Annotated in this window: 13 protein-coding genes; all 13 read right to left on the bottom strand. The window is 72.0% G+C overall.

Going from position 1 to position 14,185, the window contains the following annotated elements; translation table 11 throughout:
• Positions 1 to 4 precede the first annotated feature (4 nt).
• The gene (locus HUX53_RS17790; protein ID WP_176404328.1) at positions 5 to 622 is read right to left on the bottom strand and encodes a TetR/AcrR family transcriptional regulator; all 618 of its coding nucleotides are present in this window, start codon (positions 620 to 622) and stop codon (positions 5 to 7) included.
• Between the two features lie 4 nt (positions 623 to 626).
• Positions 627 to 1,751 (bottom strand): hypothetical protein, encoded by a 1,125-nt coding sequence (locus HUX53_RS17785; protein ID WP_176404327.1) that lies wholly within the window; start codon positions 1,749 to 1,751, stop codon positions 627 to 629.
• Positions 1,752 to 1,766: 15 nt separating this feature from the next.
• Positions 1,767 to 3,251: an NAD(P)/FAD-dependent oxidoreductase gene (locus HUX53_RS17780; protein WP_176404326.1), complete on the bottom strand. Its 1,485-nt coding sequence runs from the start codon at positions 3,249 to 3,251 to the stop codon at positions 1,767 to 1,769.
• A 62-nt stretch (positions 3,252 to 3,313) separates the two neighbouring features.
• Entirely contained in the window at positions 3,314 to 4,567 is a 1,254-nt protein-coding gene (locus tag HUX53_RS17775) for an acyl-CoA dehydrogenase family protein (protein ID WP_176404325.1), read from the bottom strand.
• Between the two features lie 20 nt (positions 4,568 to 4,587).
• Positions 4,588 to 5,613: a phosphotransferase family protein gene (locus tag HUX53_RS17770; RefSeq protein WP_176404324.1), complete on the bottom strand. Its 1,026-nt coding sequence runs from the start codon at positions 5,611 to 5,613 to the stop codon at positions 4,588 to 4,590.
• A complete protein-coding gene (locus HUX53_RS17765; RefSeq protein WP_176404323.1) occupies positions 5,606 to 7,006 on the bottom strand; it encodes a 4-hydroxyphenylacetate 3-hydroxylase N-terminal domain-containing protein in 1,401 nt (466 codons plus the stop codon). Before HUX53_RS17765 ends, HUX53_RS17770 begins: the two co-directional genes overlap by 8 nt.
• Before the next feature lie 14 nt (positions 7,007 to 7,020).
• Entirely contained in the window at positions 7,021 to 7,809 is a 789-nt protein-coding gene (locus HUX53_RS17760; RefSeq protein ID WP_176404322.1) for an enoyl-CoA hydratase, read from the bottom strand.
• The gene (locus tag HUX53_RS17755) at positions 7,806 to 8,588 is read right to left on the bottom strand and encodes a crotonase/enoyl-CoA hydratase family protein (protein ID WP_176404321.1); all 783 of its coding nucleotides are present in this window, start codon (positions 8,586 to 8,588) and stop codon (positions 7,806 to 7,808) included. The genes HUX53_RS17760 and HUX53_RS17755 overlap by 4 nt, the downstream gene beginning before the upstream one ends.
• Entirely contained in the window at positions 8,585 to 9,712 is a 1,128-nt protein-coding gene (locus tag HUX53_RS17750) for an acyl-CoA dehydrogenase family protein (protein WP_176404320.1), read from the bottom strand. Before HUX53_RS17750 ends, HUX53_RS17755 begins: the two co-directional genes overlap by 4 nt.
• A gap of 19 nt (positions 9,713 to 9,731) precedes the next feature.
• The gene (locus HUX53_RS17745) at positions 9,732 to 10,943 is read right to left on the bottom strand and encodes an acyl-CoA dehydrogenase family protein (protein WP_176404319.1); all 1,212 of its coding nucleotides are present in this window, start codon (positions 10,941 to 10,943) and stop codon (positions 9,732 to 9,734) included.
• Between the two features lie 28 nt (positions 10,944 to 10,971).
• A complete protein-coding gene (locus tag HUX53_RS17740; protein WP_176404318.1) occupies positions 10,972 to 11,775 on the bottom strand; it encodes an enoyl-CoA hydratase/isomerase family protein in 804 nt (267 codons plus the stop codon).
• 34 nt (positions 11,776 to 11,809) lie between these two features.
• On the bottom strand, positions 11,810 to 13,042 hold the full coding sequence (locus HUX53_RS17735) for an acyl-CoA dehydrogenase family protein (RefSeq protein ID WP_176404317.1): 1,233 nt from the start codon (positions 13,040 to 13,042) through the stop codon (positions 11,810 to 11,812).
• On the bottom strand, positions 13,039 to 14,184 hold the full coding sequence (locus tag HUX53_RS17730; RefSeq protein WP_176404316.1) for an acyl-CoA dehydrogenase family protein: 1,146 nt from the start codon (positions 14,182 to 14,184) through the stop codon (positions 13,039 to 13,041). Before HUX53_RS17730 ends, HUX53_RS17735 begins: the two co-directional genes overlap by 4 nt.
• Position 14,185 lies beyond the last annotated feature (1 nt).

Here is a 14,185-nt window from a genome sequence, read left to right as displayed (position 1 = left end):
TTCATTATGTTGTGTTTGTGTGTGATGCTCGCGCGTCCCGAGGTGTCTCCACGTTCCTCTTCGTCGGCGGCGTCGGATGTGTATAAGAGACAGGGTCGCTTGGGTGCTGCAGCAGGGAGGTCAGGAGGCGCATGATGATCTCGGCGAGGCCGTTGAGGTCGTCGTCGCCTATGCCCGCGGCTTCCCAGTCGACGGGGTAGCGCTTGAGCATCTGGGCGCCGTAGGCGATGACGTCGCCGGTGGTGGCGCCGCGGCCGAAGGCGTCGGAGTCCTTGAGCTGCAGGAGCAGGCTCAGGTGCGGCTCGGTGGGGATGGTCCGCACGCAGAAGACCATGCCCTCGACCACGGCCTCGGCCGGGTCGCTGATGCCCTGGAGGTGGGCGATCAGCCGGTCGACGAACGACTCCGCGCCCTGGGCCGCCACCTCGCCGATGATGTCGGTGATCCGGTCGAAGTGGCGGTAGACGGTCTGGCGGGTGACGCCGAGCTCGTTCGCGACGTCGGTCAGGGTCGTCTTCGCGGCGCCGTGCCTGTCGACGCAGCGGGCGGTCGCGTCGACGATGCGCTGACGGGCCTCGGCGTCCGATGCGGGAGGTCGGCCTCCCCAGCCGTGGTGCGCCATGATCCTAGGATTCCACAGCCTCCGCGGTGAGTTGCGTCGCAGTCGCACGCAGTGCGACCAGGAGGAAGCCGGTCGCGGCGGCGGTGCACAGCGCGGCGTACCACAGGCTGCCGATCGGGGTGCCCTGCTCGGTGACGCCGTCGGTCGCCGCGAAGTACGCAGGCAGGGCGATCAGCCACAGGACGACGTGGACGCCTAGGTAGAGCGCCGGGTAGGTCCGTACGAACAGCGGCGACTCCATCTGGGGGACCGCGCCGGCGCGGTGCGTGCGCCAGGCGTCCGCGAGCAGGTAGAGGCCGGCGATCCAGACGACGGCGAGTTCCGCGGAGAGGATCGCGCGCTGGATCCCGAGCTGGTCCTCGCCGCGGAAGGCGCCGCTGGGCGCGCTCACGATGATCATTGCCAGCGGTGTCAGGGCGCCGGCGACGATGGAGCGCCAGGCGACGCCCGGGCCGGTGAGCGTGCCGCGGCCGTTCCCGGTCAGGCGGACGACGAGGTAGGTCATCGCGCCGAAGGAGACCGAGGCGAACAGCAGCATGCTGTTCATCGGCACCGAGTCGAGCGCCGGCTGGTTGATCATCCTGTTGCCGGGGTTCCACGCCCACCATTTCAGCTGCGGGCCGAGGTGGTCGAAGATCTCGTAGAAGACCTGGCAGGCGAACGCGACCGCCACGGAGCCGAGCAGCGGGCCGCGCCGCGCGAAGACGCCCAGGGCCCGGACGAGTTCGTAGGCGAGCTGCGACAGCGCGGGGTAGAACGCCACGATGTACAGCGGCAGCCGGTCGTACATGAACTGCACGGTGAACACGTTGTGGGAGAATATGAACCCGACGTGCTCCTCAAGGCCGAACCAGCCGGGGAAGTAGAGCGGCGGCTCGATCACGGCCAGGTAGACGACCGAGGCGATCCACAGCGAGATGTTGACGGGGTCGCCGTCGCGCCGCCACCGCCGCCACGCGTGGACGAGGGCGAACACCGCGCCGCCGATGATGAGCAGCTCCAGGAACGGCATGGTGCCGTTCTCCAGGCCGAACGGGTTGCGGAAGCTCACCCAGGGGTTGGTGTCGTGGCAGGAGAAGCCGAGCCCTTCGGCGACACGCTCGGCCGCCGAGTCGCAGGTGTAGTCCATTCCTCGCTCCCCGGGTCAGGCGCCGACGAGGTCGGCGCGGCCGGCGGGACGGGTGTAGCCGGTGAAGTCGGTGCCGGGCGGGTCCTGCCGGTCGTCGAAACCGCCGGGCACGACCGTCCGGCCGAGTTTCTGGCGCACCTTGTAGCGGACGATGCCGAACCAGAACCGCGGATCGGCGGCCATCTCCCTGAGCGACCTGTCGAGGTTGAACACCTGGGCGAACGTCTGCTCGACGTAGGCGTCCTCGCGGCTCGCGGCGTTGATGGCGTTGAAGATCGGCCAGCTGAGGCGGGCGGCCAGCCTGCGCCGCCAGGCGGGGGCGACCTCGCTCCCCGTCGCGAAGTCGTAGGCCTGGTCACGGGCCATCGCGAGCATCCACGGCACGTCGAGCGACTGCTTCTGCCGGGCGAGGAACTCGCGGAAGAAGGCGAGGTCGAGGGCGTCCCGGCCGCGCAGCATCTCCTCCAGGATGAGCGCGGAGCGGGCGGCCGAGCTCATCCCCTGGGCGTAGAACGGGTTGAAGGCGCAGATCGAGTCGCCGACGCAGACCAGCCCGACCGGGGGCACGTCGAGCAGGTCGAACCGGCGCCATTTGTTGCCGGTCGCACGGGTCAGATGCACCTCGGAGGTCGGCGTGCAGGCACGGGCCGCCCGGCCGAAGGCCGTGGCCCGCACCCGGTCCACCGCGTCCTCGAACGTGTCGGCCTTGCGCGGCATCTGAACGCCCCATGAGCCCATGCAGACGATGGCGCGGCCGCCCTCGATGGGGAAGAAGTTGCTGAGGAACTCGTGCTCGTCGGGGTGGTCGCCGGTGTCCTGCGTCGGCGTGATGACCAGGTGCTTCCACCACCACGACTCCGGACGCCGGTCGGCGGGAGGCAGGTCGTACCAGCGCGAGGTGTAGGTGACCTTTGCGTCGAGGGTCTTCTCCGGCGGCGCGGACCAGCCGTCCGCACTGAGCCAGTCGATGACGGACGAGCCGCGCCCCAGCGCGTCCACGACCAGGTCGGCGGCCAGATAGCCGTCGCTGGACTCGACGCCCTCGACGCGCCCGCGCGCGGTGCCGCCTCCGCTGGAGCGGAGCCCGGTGACCGTCACGCCCTCGCGGATCTCGATGGCCGGCAGCTCGCGGACCTTGTCGCGCAGGACCCGCTCGATGAGGACCCGGGAGCTGTACACCATCGTCATCGAGCCGGACTTGCGCGGTGCCCAGCCGTCGTTCTCGCAGTAGGCCGCGTCCATCGACGGCATCAGGTGCATCCCGCCGGCGGCGATCAGCGCGTCCTCGAAGCCGGGGAAGATCTCGCCGATCGCCCGGCGGCCGGAGTTGAGCAGGAAGTGCGGGTGCTTGCTCTGCGGGACGCCCCGGCGGTGCTCCGCGTCCGGCGGCAGCTCGTCCCGCTCCAGGACGATCACCTCGTCGAAGTGCTTCGCGAGCACCCCGGCGGCGCACAGCCCCGCCACGCTGCCGCCGAGCACCACGGCCGTCGTCGTCTCCATCGCCACTCCATTCATACACTCAACGGATGAATGTATGAATGCGGCGAGGTCGCGTCAACCCCTCACAGGTAGCCGAACAGGCGGCCGGCCACGCGGCGCATCTGGATCTCCTCGGAGCCCTCGGTGATGCGGTAGCGGCGGTGGTGCCGGTAGATGTGCTCGAAGGGCTCGTGCCGCGTGTAGCCGATGCCGCCGTGCACCTGCATCGCGCGGTCCGCGGCCTCGCACACCAGGCGGTTGCCGCGGTAGTTGCACATCGAGACGAGATGGCCGATGGTGACCGCCGGTTCGCCGGCCGCGTGCACCTCGTCGAGGCGCTGGGCGGTCTTGTGGATCAGTGTCCGCACCATCTCGGCCTCGGTGTGCAGCTCGACCAGCGGCCACTGGATGGCCTGGCGGGACGACAGCGGGCGGCCGAAGGTGATGCGTTCCCGCGCGTAGGCGACCGAGCGGTCGATGCAGTACTGGGCAGCGCCCACACCGCTGGCCGCCTGGCGGATGCGGTTCTCATGGACGAACGTCTGCGCAACCGCGAGCCCCTCGCCTTCCTCGCCAAGAATCGAGGAGGACGGGACGCGGACCCCGTCCAGCGTCACTTCAGCGTGGTCGGTGGGCATGTTGAGCGTCCACCAGTAGTGCGGGATGTCGAGGCCGGGGGCGTCGAGCGGCACGATGAAGGCCGTGATGCCGGTGGCCTGTCCGGGCTCGCCCGAGGTGCGGGCGAAGACGACGTCGTGCGTCGTGGACGGGCCCAGCGTGTTGAACCGCTTGACGCCCGTGATCACCCAGTCGCCGCCGTCGCGCACCGCCCGCGTCGACATCCAGGTCGCGTCGCTGCCGTGCTCGGGTTCGGTGAGCGCGAACGCCAGGCCGTTCTCGCCCCGGACCGACGGCTCGACGAACTGCTCCCGCTGCTCGGGCGTGCCGAACCGGTGCAGCAGCTCGACGAAGACCAGGTTGCCCACGACCGAGTGCTCGGTCTGCAGGTCGTTGTGGAGGCCGAGGCCGCGGTGCGCCAAGTGCTCGCGGATGATCGCCATTTCCAGGTTGGTGCCGCCGTGCCCGCCGAGGTCGGCCGGCAGGCTGTACCGGTAGAACCCGGCCGCGTCCGCGCGCCGCTTCGCCTCCGCGAGGAGTTCCACCCACTCGGGGCGCATGACGCCGTCCCGCTCGAAGTCCGTCCGCGCCCACTCCCGGCGGTGGTCGAAGAAGCGGCGGTTGTCGCCCTCCTCCTCCAGCGGGACGATCTCACGCTCGATGAAGGTGTCCAGCGCCCCCAGCAGATCGCGGGTCGCCTCGGGGATATCGAAGTCCATGCGGTCGCCTCCTGTCGTCCTCACACGCGTCCAAGGAGAATGCCACGCGCCAGTGCGGCCAGTTCGCGCGGCCGCCGTTCGAGCACGTCCAAGGGCTCGGGCGGGGTGTCCAGCCTGCGGTAACGGTCGTGGATGCCGTGGCTGATGCAGCCGAGCCGCCACAGCGCGAACGCCTCGAAGAACGGCAGGTCCGACACGTCCCGTCCCGAGATGTCGGCGTAGTGCCGCGACAGCGTCGCGGCGTCCAGGAAACCCGGGAGCCGGGCCGGGCCCCAGCCGACGGTGCCGCCGGTGTGCCACCAGGCGGTGAGCCAGCCGAGATCCGCCAGGACGTCTCCGGTGGTGCACAGTTCCCAGTCGAGGACGGCGGCGATGGTCCCGCCGCCGTCGATGATCATGTTGCCGGGACGGTAGTCGCCGTGCGCCAGGCCCGTCCACCGCTGCGGGGGCGTCCGCGCCTCCAGCAGGGCGCGCACCTCCGCCAGCTCCCGCGCGGCGGGGTCCTCGTGTCCCGACCGTGCGGCGACCCGGTCGACCTGGGCCGTCCACCGGCGCAGCTGGCGGGGCACATAGGGTTCCGCGTCCGGCCGGACGGCGAGGCCGGCGTCCGCCGGGGCCACGTCGTGGATCTTCGCGAGGACTTCCGCGCACTGCCGCGAGAACCGGGCCCGTGCCTCGGACGACAGGCCGGCGGCGTCCTCGTCGGAGTCGAGCACCGTCCCGTCGACGAAGTCCATGACGTAGAACGGGGCGCCCGTGACAGCCGAATCTTCGCAGAGCGCCCGCGTCTTCGGCACCGGCACCGAGGTGCGGCCGACGCCGGTGACGATGCGCCACTCCCGTTCCATGTCGTGGGCCGTCGGCAGGAGATCCCCAGTCGGGGGCCTGCGCAGCGCGAAGGCGCGGCCGTCCGGAGCGGCCACCCGGTAGGTGAGGTTGGAGCGGCCGCCGGAGATCCACGTGAACTCCAGCGGCCCGGACACGCCCAGCGTCTCGCCGAACCATTCGGTGAGCGCGCCCGCGTCGATGCCGCGCAAGTCAGACACCCCGGCTCGGCGTCCCGTCGGGGACCAGGCCCGCCGCCTGGAGCGCGGCCTGCTTCGCGGCGTCGAGGTCGTAGTGCTTGCGGGTGACGATGCGCTGCGCGTACAGTCCGCCGCCGGCCTGGACGTTGGTGACCTGGCGCCATCCGCCGTAGGAGTCGGCGGTCAGGTCGCGGATCGCGTGGAAGAGCCGGGTGCGGTACTCGCCGTCCACGTCGGACCGGGTCGACATGTACTTGCGCGCCAGCGGCCCCACCTCGGGGTTCTCCAGGTCCGCGACGGACGGGGCGGTGACGACGGCGGCGCCCGCGATGTCGTGCAGATGCCGCACCATCGTGTTGTACTCGACCGCTCCGGTGTACTTGCCCGCGTTGGTGAACAGCTCGTTGGGGAAGACGGCGCCGAACACGCCGGTCTCCGCGTGGGTCAGCGCGGCCTCCAGGCAGGCCCGCACCACGGTGGCGTGGATGATCATCTCCGAGATCTTCTCCCGGACGTGCCCGACCCGCTGCAGCCCGTTCGCCTCGGCGATCAGCTGGGCGAGCCCGACCAGCACGTCCGCGCCGTCGGCCATGGAGGTGAGGCCGCCGAGCCGCTCCCACAGGCCGAGGGAGTGGGCGAAGACGGCCGCGCTCTCCACCTCGCCGTCGAGGAAGACGCGCTCGTTCGGGACGAACACGTCGTCGAAGATGACGAAGCCCTCCGGGAAGTGCTCCTGGCCCGACATCGGGAACGACCGCAGGTCGGCGTGCCGGGGCGCGTAGGTCGTGTTGATGATCTTCACGCCGGGGGCGTTGACCGGGATCACCGCCGCGAACGCGTAGTCCTCCTCCCCCGGCTTCATCGCCTTGGTCGGGATCGTCATCAGCTCGTGCCCGAACGACGCCGCGGTGATGTGCAGCTTGGCGCCCCGGATCACGACCCCGTCGGACGTCCGGTCGACCACGCGGACGTAGGCGTCCGGGTCGTCCTGCCGGGCCGGCGGGAGCGACCGGTCGCCCTTCGCGTCGGTGATGCACTGCGTGACCCGGATGTCGCGTTCCTGGGCGTCGTCCACGTAGGCCCGGATCCGCTCGACATACTGCGGGCTGCTCTCGGCCAGCCGTCCCGCCGCCGTCGTCAGGGTCATCAGCGAGCTGTAGTTGACGTGCGCCATCATGCCCGCCGTGTGGACGAGCTCGACCTTCTCGCGGAGCTGCTCCACCGTGGCCGGGACGCCGCTGAGTGGGCTGACGCCGTCGACCGCCTTGAGCGCCAGCCAGTCGTAGCCGTCGGCGATGTTCTGCACGACGGTGCCGAGGACGGGGTGCCCGGGAAGGTCGGTGACCTTCCCGCCCTCGAAGTAGGTGCTGCGGCCGTCGTCGAGACTGGCCTTGTACTGGTCACCGGTGAGCACGGCGTTCCTCTCGTTCAGGGGGCGTTCTGGGCGCGGCCCCGGTCGACGATCGCCCGCCGGCGTCCCTCGACCGAGGCGGGGGCGAACCCGCGGGCCAGCCAGTCGCGCGACGTCCGGCCCTCGATGTCGTAGCCGGCTGCGAGTTGGGTCAGCTCGATGCGCCGGTAGGAGTCGAGCAGCGTCCGGACGGCGTCGTGGTCGTTGGCGGCGATCCTCCGGGCGATCCGGTGCGCGGTGGGCAGGAGGTCGGCGTGGGCGACGACCTCCGTGACGAGTCCGGCGCGCAGGGCCTCGCCGGCGGTGATGAAGTCGCCGGTCAGGCTCATGCGGCGGGCCAGCTGCCGGCCGACCAGCTGCGGCAGCAGCACCGAGAGCCCCCACCCCGGCAGCACGCCGACGCGGGCATGGGTGTCGGCGAACCGGGCCCGTTCCGAGGCGACGAGGATGTCGCAGTTGAGGGCGAGTTTCAGCCCGCCGGTGACCGCGACGCCGTTCACGGCTCCGATCACCGGCTTGGACAACACCGGCCAGGGATAGGGCGAGGGCCCCTCGTCCTCCTCCTGGCCGAGCTGGAGGTTGTCCCCCGAGCTGCCGAGCTGCTTGAGGTCCAGGCCGGCGCAGAAGGCGGGATCGGCGCCGGTGAGGACGACGGCGTGCACCTCGGCGTCGTCCTCAAGGGCCCGCATGGTCTCGCGCAGAGCGTTGATGAGCACCGAGCTGAGGGCGTTGCGCACCTCGGGCCGGTTGAGGGTCACCGTGGCGACCCCGTCGGCGCGGTCGAGAAGCAGGACGTCGCTCATCATCGCCCCTTCCATACCGGCGGCCGCTTCTCGGCGAACGCCGTGGCACCCTCGCGGGCGTCCTCGGACCGCGCCACCGGCCGCGCGATCTTGTCCTGCTCGGTCCAGGCTTCTTCTTCCGTCCAGTCCGCCGATTCCACGATGATCCGCTTGCTCGCGGTGAGCGCGAGGGGGCCGTTGGCGGCGATCTCGCGGGCCAGGCCGAGCGCCGCGCCGAGCGCGTCGCCGTCGTCCACGAGGCGGTTGACCAGCCCCAGCTCGCTCATCCGCGCCGCCCCGACGTGGTTGCCGAGCAGGGCGAACTCCATTGCCACGTGGTAGGGGACGCGGCGCGGCAGCCGCAGCAGCCCGCCGCCGGCGGCGACCAGGCTCCGCTTCACCTCGGGGATGCCGAACGACGCGCCTCGGGCCGCGACGACGAGGTCGCAGGCCAGCACGATCTCGAAGCCGCCCGCGAGCGCGTACCCCTCGACCGCGGCGATCAGCGGTTTGCGCGGCGGACGCTGGACGAGCCCGGCGAAGCCGCGTCCCTCGACCACGGGGTGCTCGCCCCGCACGAACGCCTTGAGGTCCATTCCCGCACAGAAGGTGCCGCCGGCGCCCGTGATGACGCCGACCTGGAGGGCGGGATCGGAGTCGAGCCGCTCGATGCCCTCCGCGATGGCGCGCGCGACGTTCTCGTTGACGGCGTTGCGTGCCTTGGGACGGTCGATCGTGATGACGAGGACGCCGCCGTCGGCCTCGACGTGGACCTCCGCGGCGTTTTGAGTCTCGGCTGTCATGGTGCTCCTTGAATGAGGGCGGCGTCGAGGACCATCGCGGCCAGCCGTTCGGACGCGGCGGCGCGGCCGCCGAGCAGCGAGGCGTCGCTCACGGCGCGCTTGTAGTAGAGGTGCACGGGGTGCTCCCAGGTGAAGCCGATACCACCGTGCACTTGAACGGTGTTCTTGGCCACCGCCTGGTAGTCGGCCGCCGTCTCGACGGTGGCCAGGTCGACGGCGATCCGCGGGTCGTCGAGGCTCGGATCGTCCAACGTCCAGGCCGCGTGGTAGGCGGTCGACCGGGACTGCTCCACGGCGACGTGCATGTCCGCGCACCGGTGCTTGACGCCCTGGAACGAGCCGATCGGACGGCCGAACTGGAGCCGCGCGGTGGCGTACTCGACGCTCATCGCCAGCAACCGGGCGCTGGCCCCGGCGGCTTCGGCCGCGAGGACGACCGCGCCGACGTCCCGGGCCGCCGAAACGGCGTCGAGCGCCGACGTCCCGGGTTCGCCCAAGAGCTGGGCGGGAGTGCCGTCGAACCGGACCCGGCCGAGGCGGCGGGTCTGGTCGAGGGTGGTCAGCGGCTCCACGGCGAGGCCCTGCGCGCCCGCGTCGACAAGGAACAGCGACGGCCTGCCCTCGGCCTGGGCCACCGCCACGAACGCGTCGGCGGCGACGGCGTCAAGGACGTGCGAGGCTTCGCCGCACAGCACAGGGCCGTCCGCAATGATGCCGGTCCGCTCCGGCGCCCAGGCTCCCCGCGCGTCGGTGGCCACCAGGCTCACCACGGTCTCGCCAGAAACGATCTTGGGGACGAGCCCGGCCGCGTCTCCCGAACGTGCCAGCACCGTCCCGGCGAGCGCGACGCAGCCGAGCAGCGGCACACCGGCCAGGACACGTCCGAACTCCTCGGCGACGATGGCGAGGTCCACCACCCCGCCGACGGCCTCGCCGCTCTCGGTGGGCAGGGCGAGCCCCAGCACGCCGAGGTCCCGGCCCAAGGTCCGCCACACCTCACGGTCGAACCCCGCGGAAGTCTTCAGCTGGGCGCGGACCGCGTCGTCGGTCCAGGTGCGCTCCGCCACGGACCCGGCCAGGTCGCGCAGCGCCCGCTGCTCCTCGGTGAACTCGAACTCCAGCACAGCTCCTCCTCCCGCCAGGTCAGCCACGGGGCACCTCGCGCCACGGCTTCCCCGTGTCGACGCGGAGATCGCCGGGCAGACCCAGCAGCCGCTCGCCGATGACGTTGCGCAGCACCTCGGAGGTGCCGCCCTCGATGGTGTTGGCGCGCGACCGCAGGAACGCGCGCGCCAGGTCCTCGCCGCCACCGGACGGCACCGCGTCGTAGCCGCTGTAGAGCGCCGCGTCCGGTCCGAGCATGTCCATGCAGAACTCGTACACGTCCTGGTTCAGCTCGGCGCCGGTGAGCTTGCCGATCGATCCCTCCGCGCCGGCGGGACGGTCGCCCTGCTCCACCCGCTGCCGGTCGCCGGTCAGGCGTGCGGCGTCCGCGCGGACGAACAACTCCAGCAGCCGGGCGCGCAGCGCGGGTGTCCGCAAGTCCTCCCGCTCCCGCCACAGCCGCAACGCCGAGCCGATCGAGCCGCTGCCGCGGATGCTGGAGCCGCCGCCGATCGCGTTGCGCTCGTTCATCAGAGTGGTCATGGCCACCCGCCACCCCTCACCGACGGCACCGAGCCGGTGCGCGTCGGGGATACGGGCGTCCCGCATGTAGACCTCGTTGAACTCGGCCTCCCCGGTCATCTGCCGCAGCGGCCGCACCTCGACGCCCGGGTCCTCCATGTCCAGGACGAAGTACGTCAGCCCCTTGTGCTTGGGCTGGTCGGGGTCGGTCCGGGCGAGCAGCAGCGCCCACCTCGCCTTGTGGGCGTTGCTCGTCCACACCTTCTGCCCGTTGAGGACCCATTCGTCACCGTCCTGGACCGCCCGGGTCGCCAAGCCCGCGAGATCCGAACCCGCGCCCGGCTCGGAGAACAACTGGCACCAGATCTCATCGCAAACGTAGAGCGGCCGCAGCAGTCGCTCCTTCAGTTCCCGGCTCGCGTGGGCCATCACCGTCGGGCCCGCCATGCCGTAGCCCATCGGGTTGAGGTCGAACGGCACCGGCCCGCCCGCGCTCTGCAGGACGGCATCGACCGCGGCCTGAAGGCCCGGTTCCACACCCAGACCGCCGAGCCCCTCGGGGAACTGCACCCATGCCAGCCCCGCGTCGAAGCAGGCTTCGAGGAACTCCCGCTGCGGCGTCGAGGCCGGCGGATGGCGTTCGAGGACGGCCCGCGCCGCGTCCAGGACGCGCCGGCGGTCCCCCGGGTCCTCGTCGGTCCGGGCATCGCCAGGGGCGGTGGTGGTCACTGCAGACTCCTCATGGTCGGCGGGCCGGTCAGCGGTCACGGAAGGCGGGCGGGCGTCGTTCCCGGAACGCCGCGGCGGCCTCGTCGTGGTCCTCGGTGTAGGAGGTCAGGATCTGGGTCCGGTTCTCCAGGTCGATGCCCGCCTGGAGGCTGCCGATCTCCAACTGGCTCCACATGACCTCCTTGGTCATGCGCACGCCCATCGGGCTGTTGGCGCGGATGGCCCGTGCGGTCTCCAGCGCGGATTCCAGCAGTTCCCCATCCGGGACGACCCGCGTCACCAGCCCGATGCGGTCGGCCTCGGCCGCGTCGATGAGGCGGCCGGTCAGCAGCAGCTCGAACGCCCGGGACGCGCCGACCAGCCTGGGCAGCATCCAGCTCACGCCGATGTCGCAGCCCGACAGGCCGATCCGCACGAACGCGACGTTGAAGCGGGCCGACGCGCCCGCGATGCGGACGTCCGAGGCCAGCGCGAGCGCCAGCCCGCCGCCCGCCGCCGGGCCGTTGACGGCCGCGACCACGGGCTGCGGCATCGCCCGCAGCTTCGGCACCAGCGCCGCGATGTGCTTCTGCAGCGCGAGGCGCTCCTGCGGCGACTCCCGCCGCTCGCGCTGGGAGCCGAGGTCATAGGCCGTGAGGTCCAGGCCGGCGCAGAACCCGCGTCCCGCGCCGGTGAGGACGACGACCCGGCACCCGGGGTCCTCGGCCACCGCGTCGAGCGTCCGGTGGAGTTCGGCGAGCAGCTCCGCCGACATCGCGTTGAGCCGCTCGGGACGGGACAGGGTGAGCAGGGCGATGCCCGGCTCGGGAGTGCTCAGTTCGAGCGTGGACATGGGGGCTCCTGGATCATGGGCGAGGCGGACGGTCTCAGCCGCCGCGCCGCCGCTCGTTGAACGGGACGTCCTTCTCCGGGTCGGGGTCCTTGGGCAGCCCCAGGATCCGCTCGGCGATGATGTTGCGCTGGATCTCCGACGTCCCGCCCGCGATGCTCGTCTGCTTCATCGCGAGGAATTCGTACGAAGCCTCGGAATTCTGCCGGCCCTCGTCCCAGGCCAGCGCGGACAGCGGCGCCACCTCGGCGGCCAGCGACGCCGCGGCCTCCTCGAACTGGGCGTGGACGAGCTTGCGGATCGACCCCTCGGCCCCGACCGCGTCCCGGCCGGACTCCGCGTACGACCGGACGGTGGTCATCTGCAGGACCCGCTCCTCGACGACGAGGCGAAGCAGCTCGTCCCGCAGCACCGGCTCGGCGAGGGTCCCGTTGTCGCGGGCCCGGCGGAGCAGCTCGTCCGAGCGCCCCGGGCCCACGGCGGGAAGCCCGGTCAGCCCGTTGCGCTCCTGCATGAGGGTCGTGATCGCCACCGCCCAGCCGCCGTTGACCTCGCCCAGCAGGGCGTCGGCGGGCAGGTGCACGTCGGTGAGGAAGACCTCGTTGAACTCGGCGTCCCCGGTCATCTGCTTCAGCGGCCGGGCATCGACGCCGGGCGTGCGCATGTTGACGAGGAAGTAGCTGATGCCCTTGTGCTTGGGCAGCGCCGGGTCGGTGCGGGCCATGAGCAGGCCGTAGTCGGACACGTGGGCGAACGAGCTCCACACCTTCTGGCCGTTGACCAGCCAGGTGCCGTCGTCCTGCCGCACGGCCCGCGTCGAGAGCCCGGCGAGGTCTGAGCCGGCGCCGGGCTCGCTGAACAGCTGGCACCAGCGGTGCTCGCCGCGTGCGAGCGGGCCGAGGAAGCGCCGCTTCTGCTCCGGCGTCCCGTGGACGATGATCGTCGGCCCGGCGAGGGCGAGCCCAACGAAGTCGGACATCCCGCGATCGACCCGGTACCGCAGCACCGCCTCGGCGACCGCGCCCGCCGCCCGCGCGGAGAGCCCCAGACCGCCCCATTCCTTCGGCCATGTGGGCGTCGACAGCCCGGCGGCGCCCAGCGCTGAGTGCCACGCCGGGCCTCGCTCGGGATCGGCCAGGAACGCGGCGACGGTCGCCCAGTCCGCGTCCAGGGCGGCCTTCAGGGCGTCGCCGGGCAGGTTGCGGCGCAGCCAGGCGTCCGCGACCTCGTAGGCCTCCGCCTCGGTGGCGTCCTCCGCGAGTTCGATCATGGGGTCGCTCCTTCCAGCTCGGGCGGCGGATCGGGGAGGACGTGGGGCAGGAGCGCGGCGCGGGCCTCGGCCGTCCCGCCGAGCAGGGTCGCGTCGAGGCGGGCCCGCCGGAGGAAGAGGTGCGCGTCGTGCTCCCAGGTGAACCCGATGCCGCCGTGCAGCTGGATCGTGTCCTTGGCCGTCTGCAGGAGGGCGTCGGAGCAGTAGGACCGGGCCACGAGGGCACCGAACTCCCGGTCGGGCGAACCGGGCTCCTGCCAGGCGGCCCAGAACGCGGCGGACCGGGCCATCTCGTGCCGCACCGCCATGTCGGCGAGCCGGTGCTTCACGCCCTGGAAGGCGCCGACCGGGCGGCCGAACTGGCGGCGCGTCGTCGCGTACTCGGCCGTGCGGCGCACCAGCTCACCGGCGGCGCCGGCCTGCTCGGCCGCGAGCAGGATCGCCGCCGTCCGCCGCATCCGCTCGGCGACCGCCCAGCCCCGGCCCGGTTCCCCGAGCAGGCGGGCCGGTGTCCCGCGCAGCTCAAGGCGGGCCGCCGGACGGGTGCCGTCGAGGACCTCGCGCGGCACGCGGGTGAGGCCATCGGCCCGGCCGTCGACCGCGTACCAGTTCCAGCCGGCGTCCGACCTGGCGAGCACGAGGATCACGTCGGCGCCGGCACCGTCGAGGACGAGTTCCTTGTCGCCGTCCAGGACGGGACCGCCGCCGCCGTCGCGGGCGAAGGTCCGCAGCGACTCCGGCGCCCAGCGTCCGTCCGACTCGACGACGGCGACGGCCGCCGTCAGCTCGCCCTCGGCCAGCGGCGGCAGCAGTTCCGCGGTGACCGGGTCGTCCGGCAGCGCCGCGAGGACGTTCGCCGCGAGCACCGCCGTGGGCAGGAACGGGCCGCCGAACAGCACGGCGCCCATCTCCTCCATGACGATGGCCAGATCCACGAGTGAGCCGCCGCTGCCGCCGACGTCCTCGGGCAGGGCGAGGCCCTGCAATCCCAGCTGCGCGGCGAGGGTCTCCCACATCTCGGGATCGTGCCGCTCACCCGCCTCGGCCAGTTCCCGCGCGCGCGACAGCGGCGCCTTGGCCGTCAGCACGCTGCGCACCGCGGCGCGCAGATCACCGTGCTCCGGCGTCCAGGAGAACTCCATG

It is taken from the genome of Actinomadura sp. BRA 177 (assembly GCF_013372625.1).
GTDB lineage: Bacteria > Actinomycetota > Actinomycetes > Streptosporangiales > Streptosporangiaceae > Spirillospora.
This window is presented reverse-complemented; position numbering and strand designations above follow the sequence as displayed.

Coding starts and splice junctions, on each gene's coding strand:
- HUX53_RS17790 (WP_176404328.1), bottom strand. CDS start 622: ATGGCGCACCACGGCTGGGGAGGCCGACCTCCCGCATCGGACGCCGAG.
- HUX53_RS17730 (WP_176404316.1), bottom strand. CDS start 14,184: ATGGAGTTCTCCTGGACGCCGGAGCACGGTGATCTGCGCGCCGCGGTG.
- HUX53_RS17740 (WP_176404318.1), bottom strand. CDS start 11,775: ATGTCCACGCTCGAACTGAGCACTCCCGAGCCGGGCATCGCCCTGCTC.
- HUX53_RS17755 (WP_176404321.1), bottom strand. CDS start 8,588: ATGACAGCCGAGACTCAAAACGCCGCGGAGGTCCACGTCGAGGCCGAC.
- HUX53_RS17785 (WP_176404327.1), bottom strand. CDS start 1,751: ATGGACTACACCTGCGACTCGGCGGCCGAGCGTGTCGCCGAAGGGCTC.
- HUX53_RS17775 (WP_176404325.1), bottom strand. CDS start 4,567: ATGGACTTCGATATCCCCGAGGCGACCCGCGATCTGCTGGGGGCGCTG.
- HUX53_RS17780 (WP_176404326.1), bottom strand. CDS start 3,251: ATGGAGACGACGACGGCCGTGGTGCTCGGCGGCAGCGTGGCGGGGCTG.
- HUX53_RS17735 (WP_176404317.1), bottom strand. CDS start 13,042: ATGATCGAACTCGCGGAGGACGCCACCGAGGCGGAGGCCTACGAGGTC.
- HUX53_RS17760 (WP_176404322.1), bottom strand. CDS start 7,809: ATGATGAGCGACGTCCTGCTTCTCGACCGCGCCGACGGGGTCGCCACG.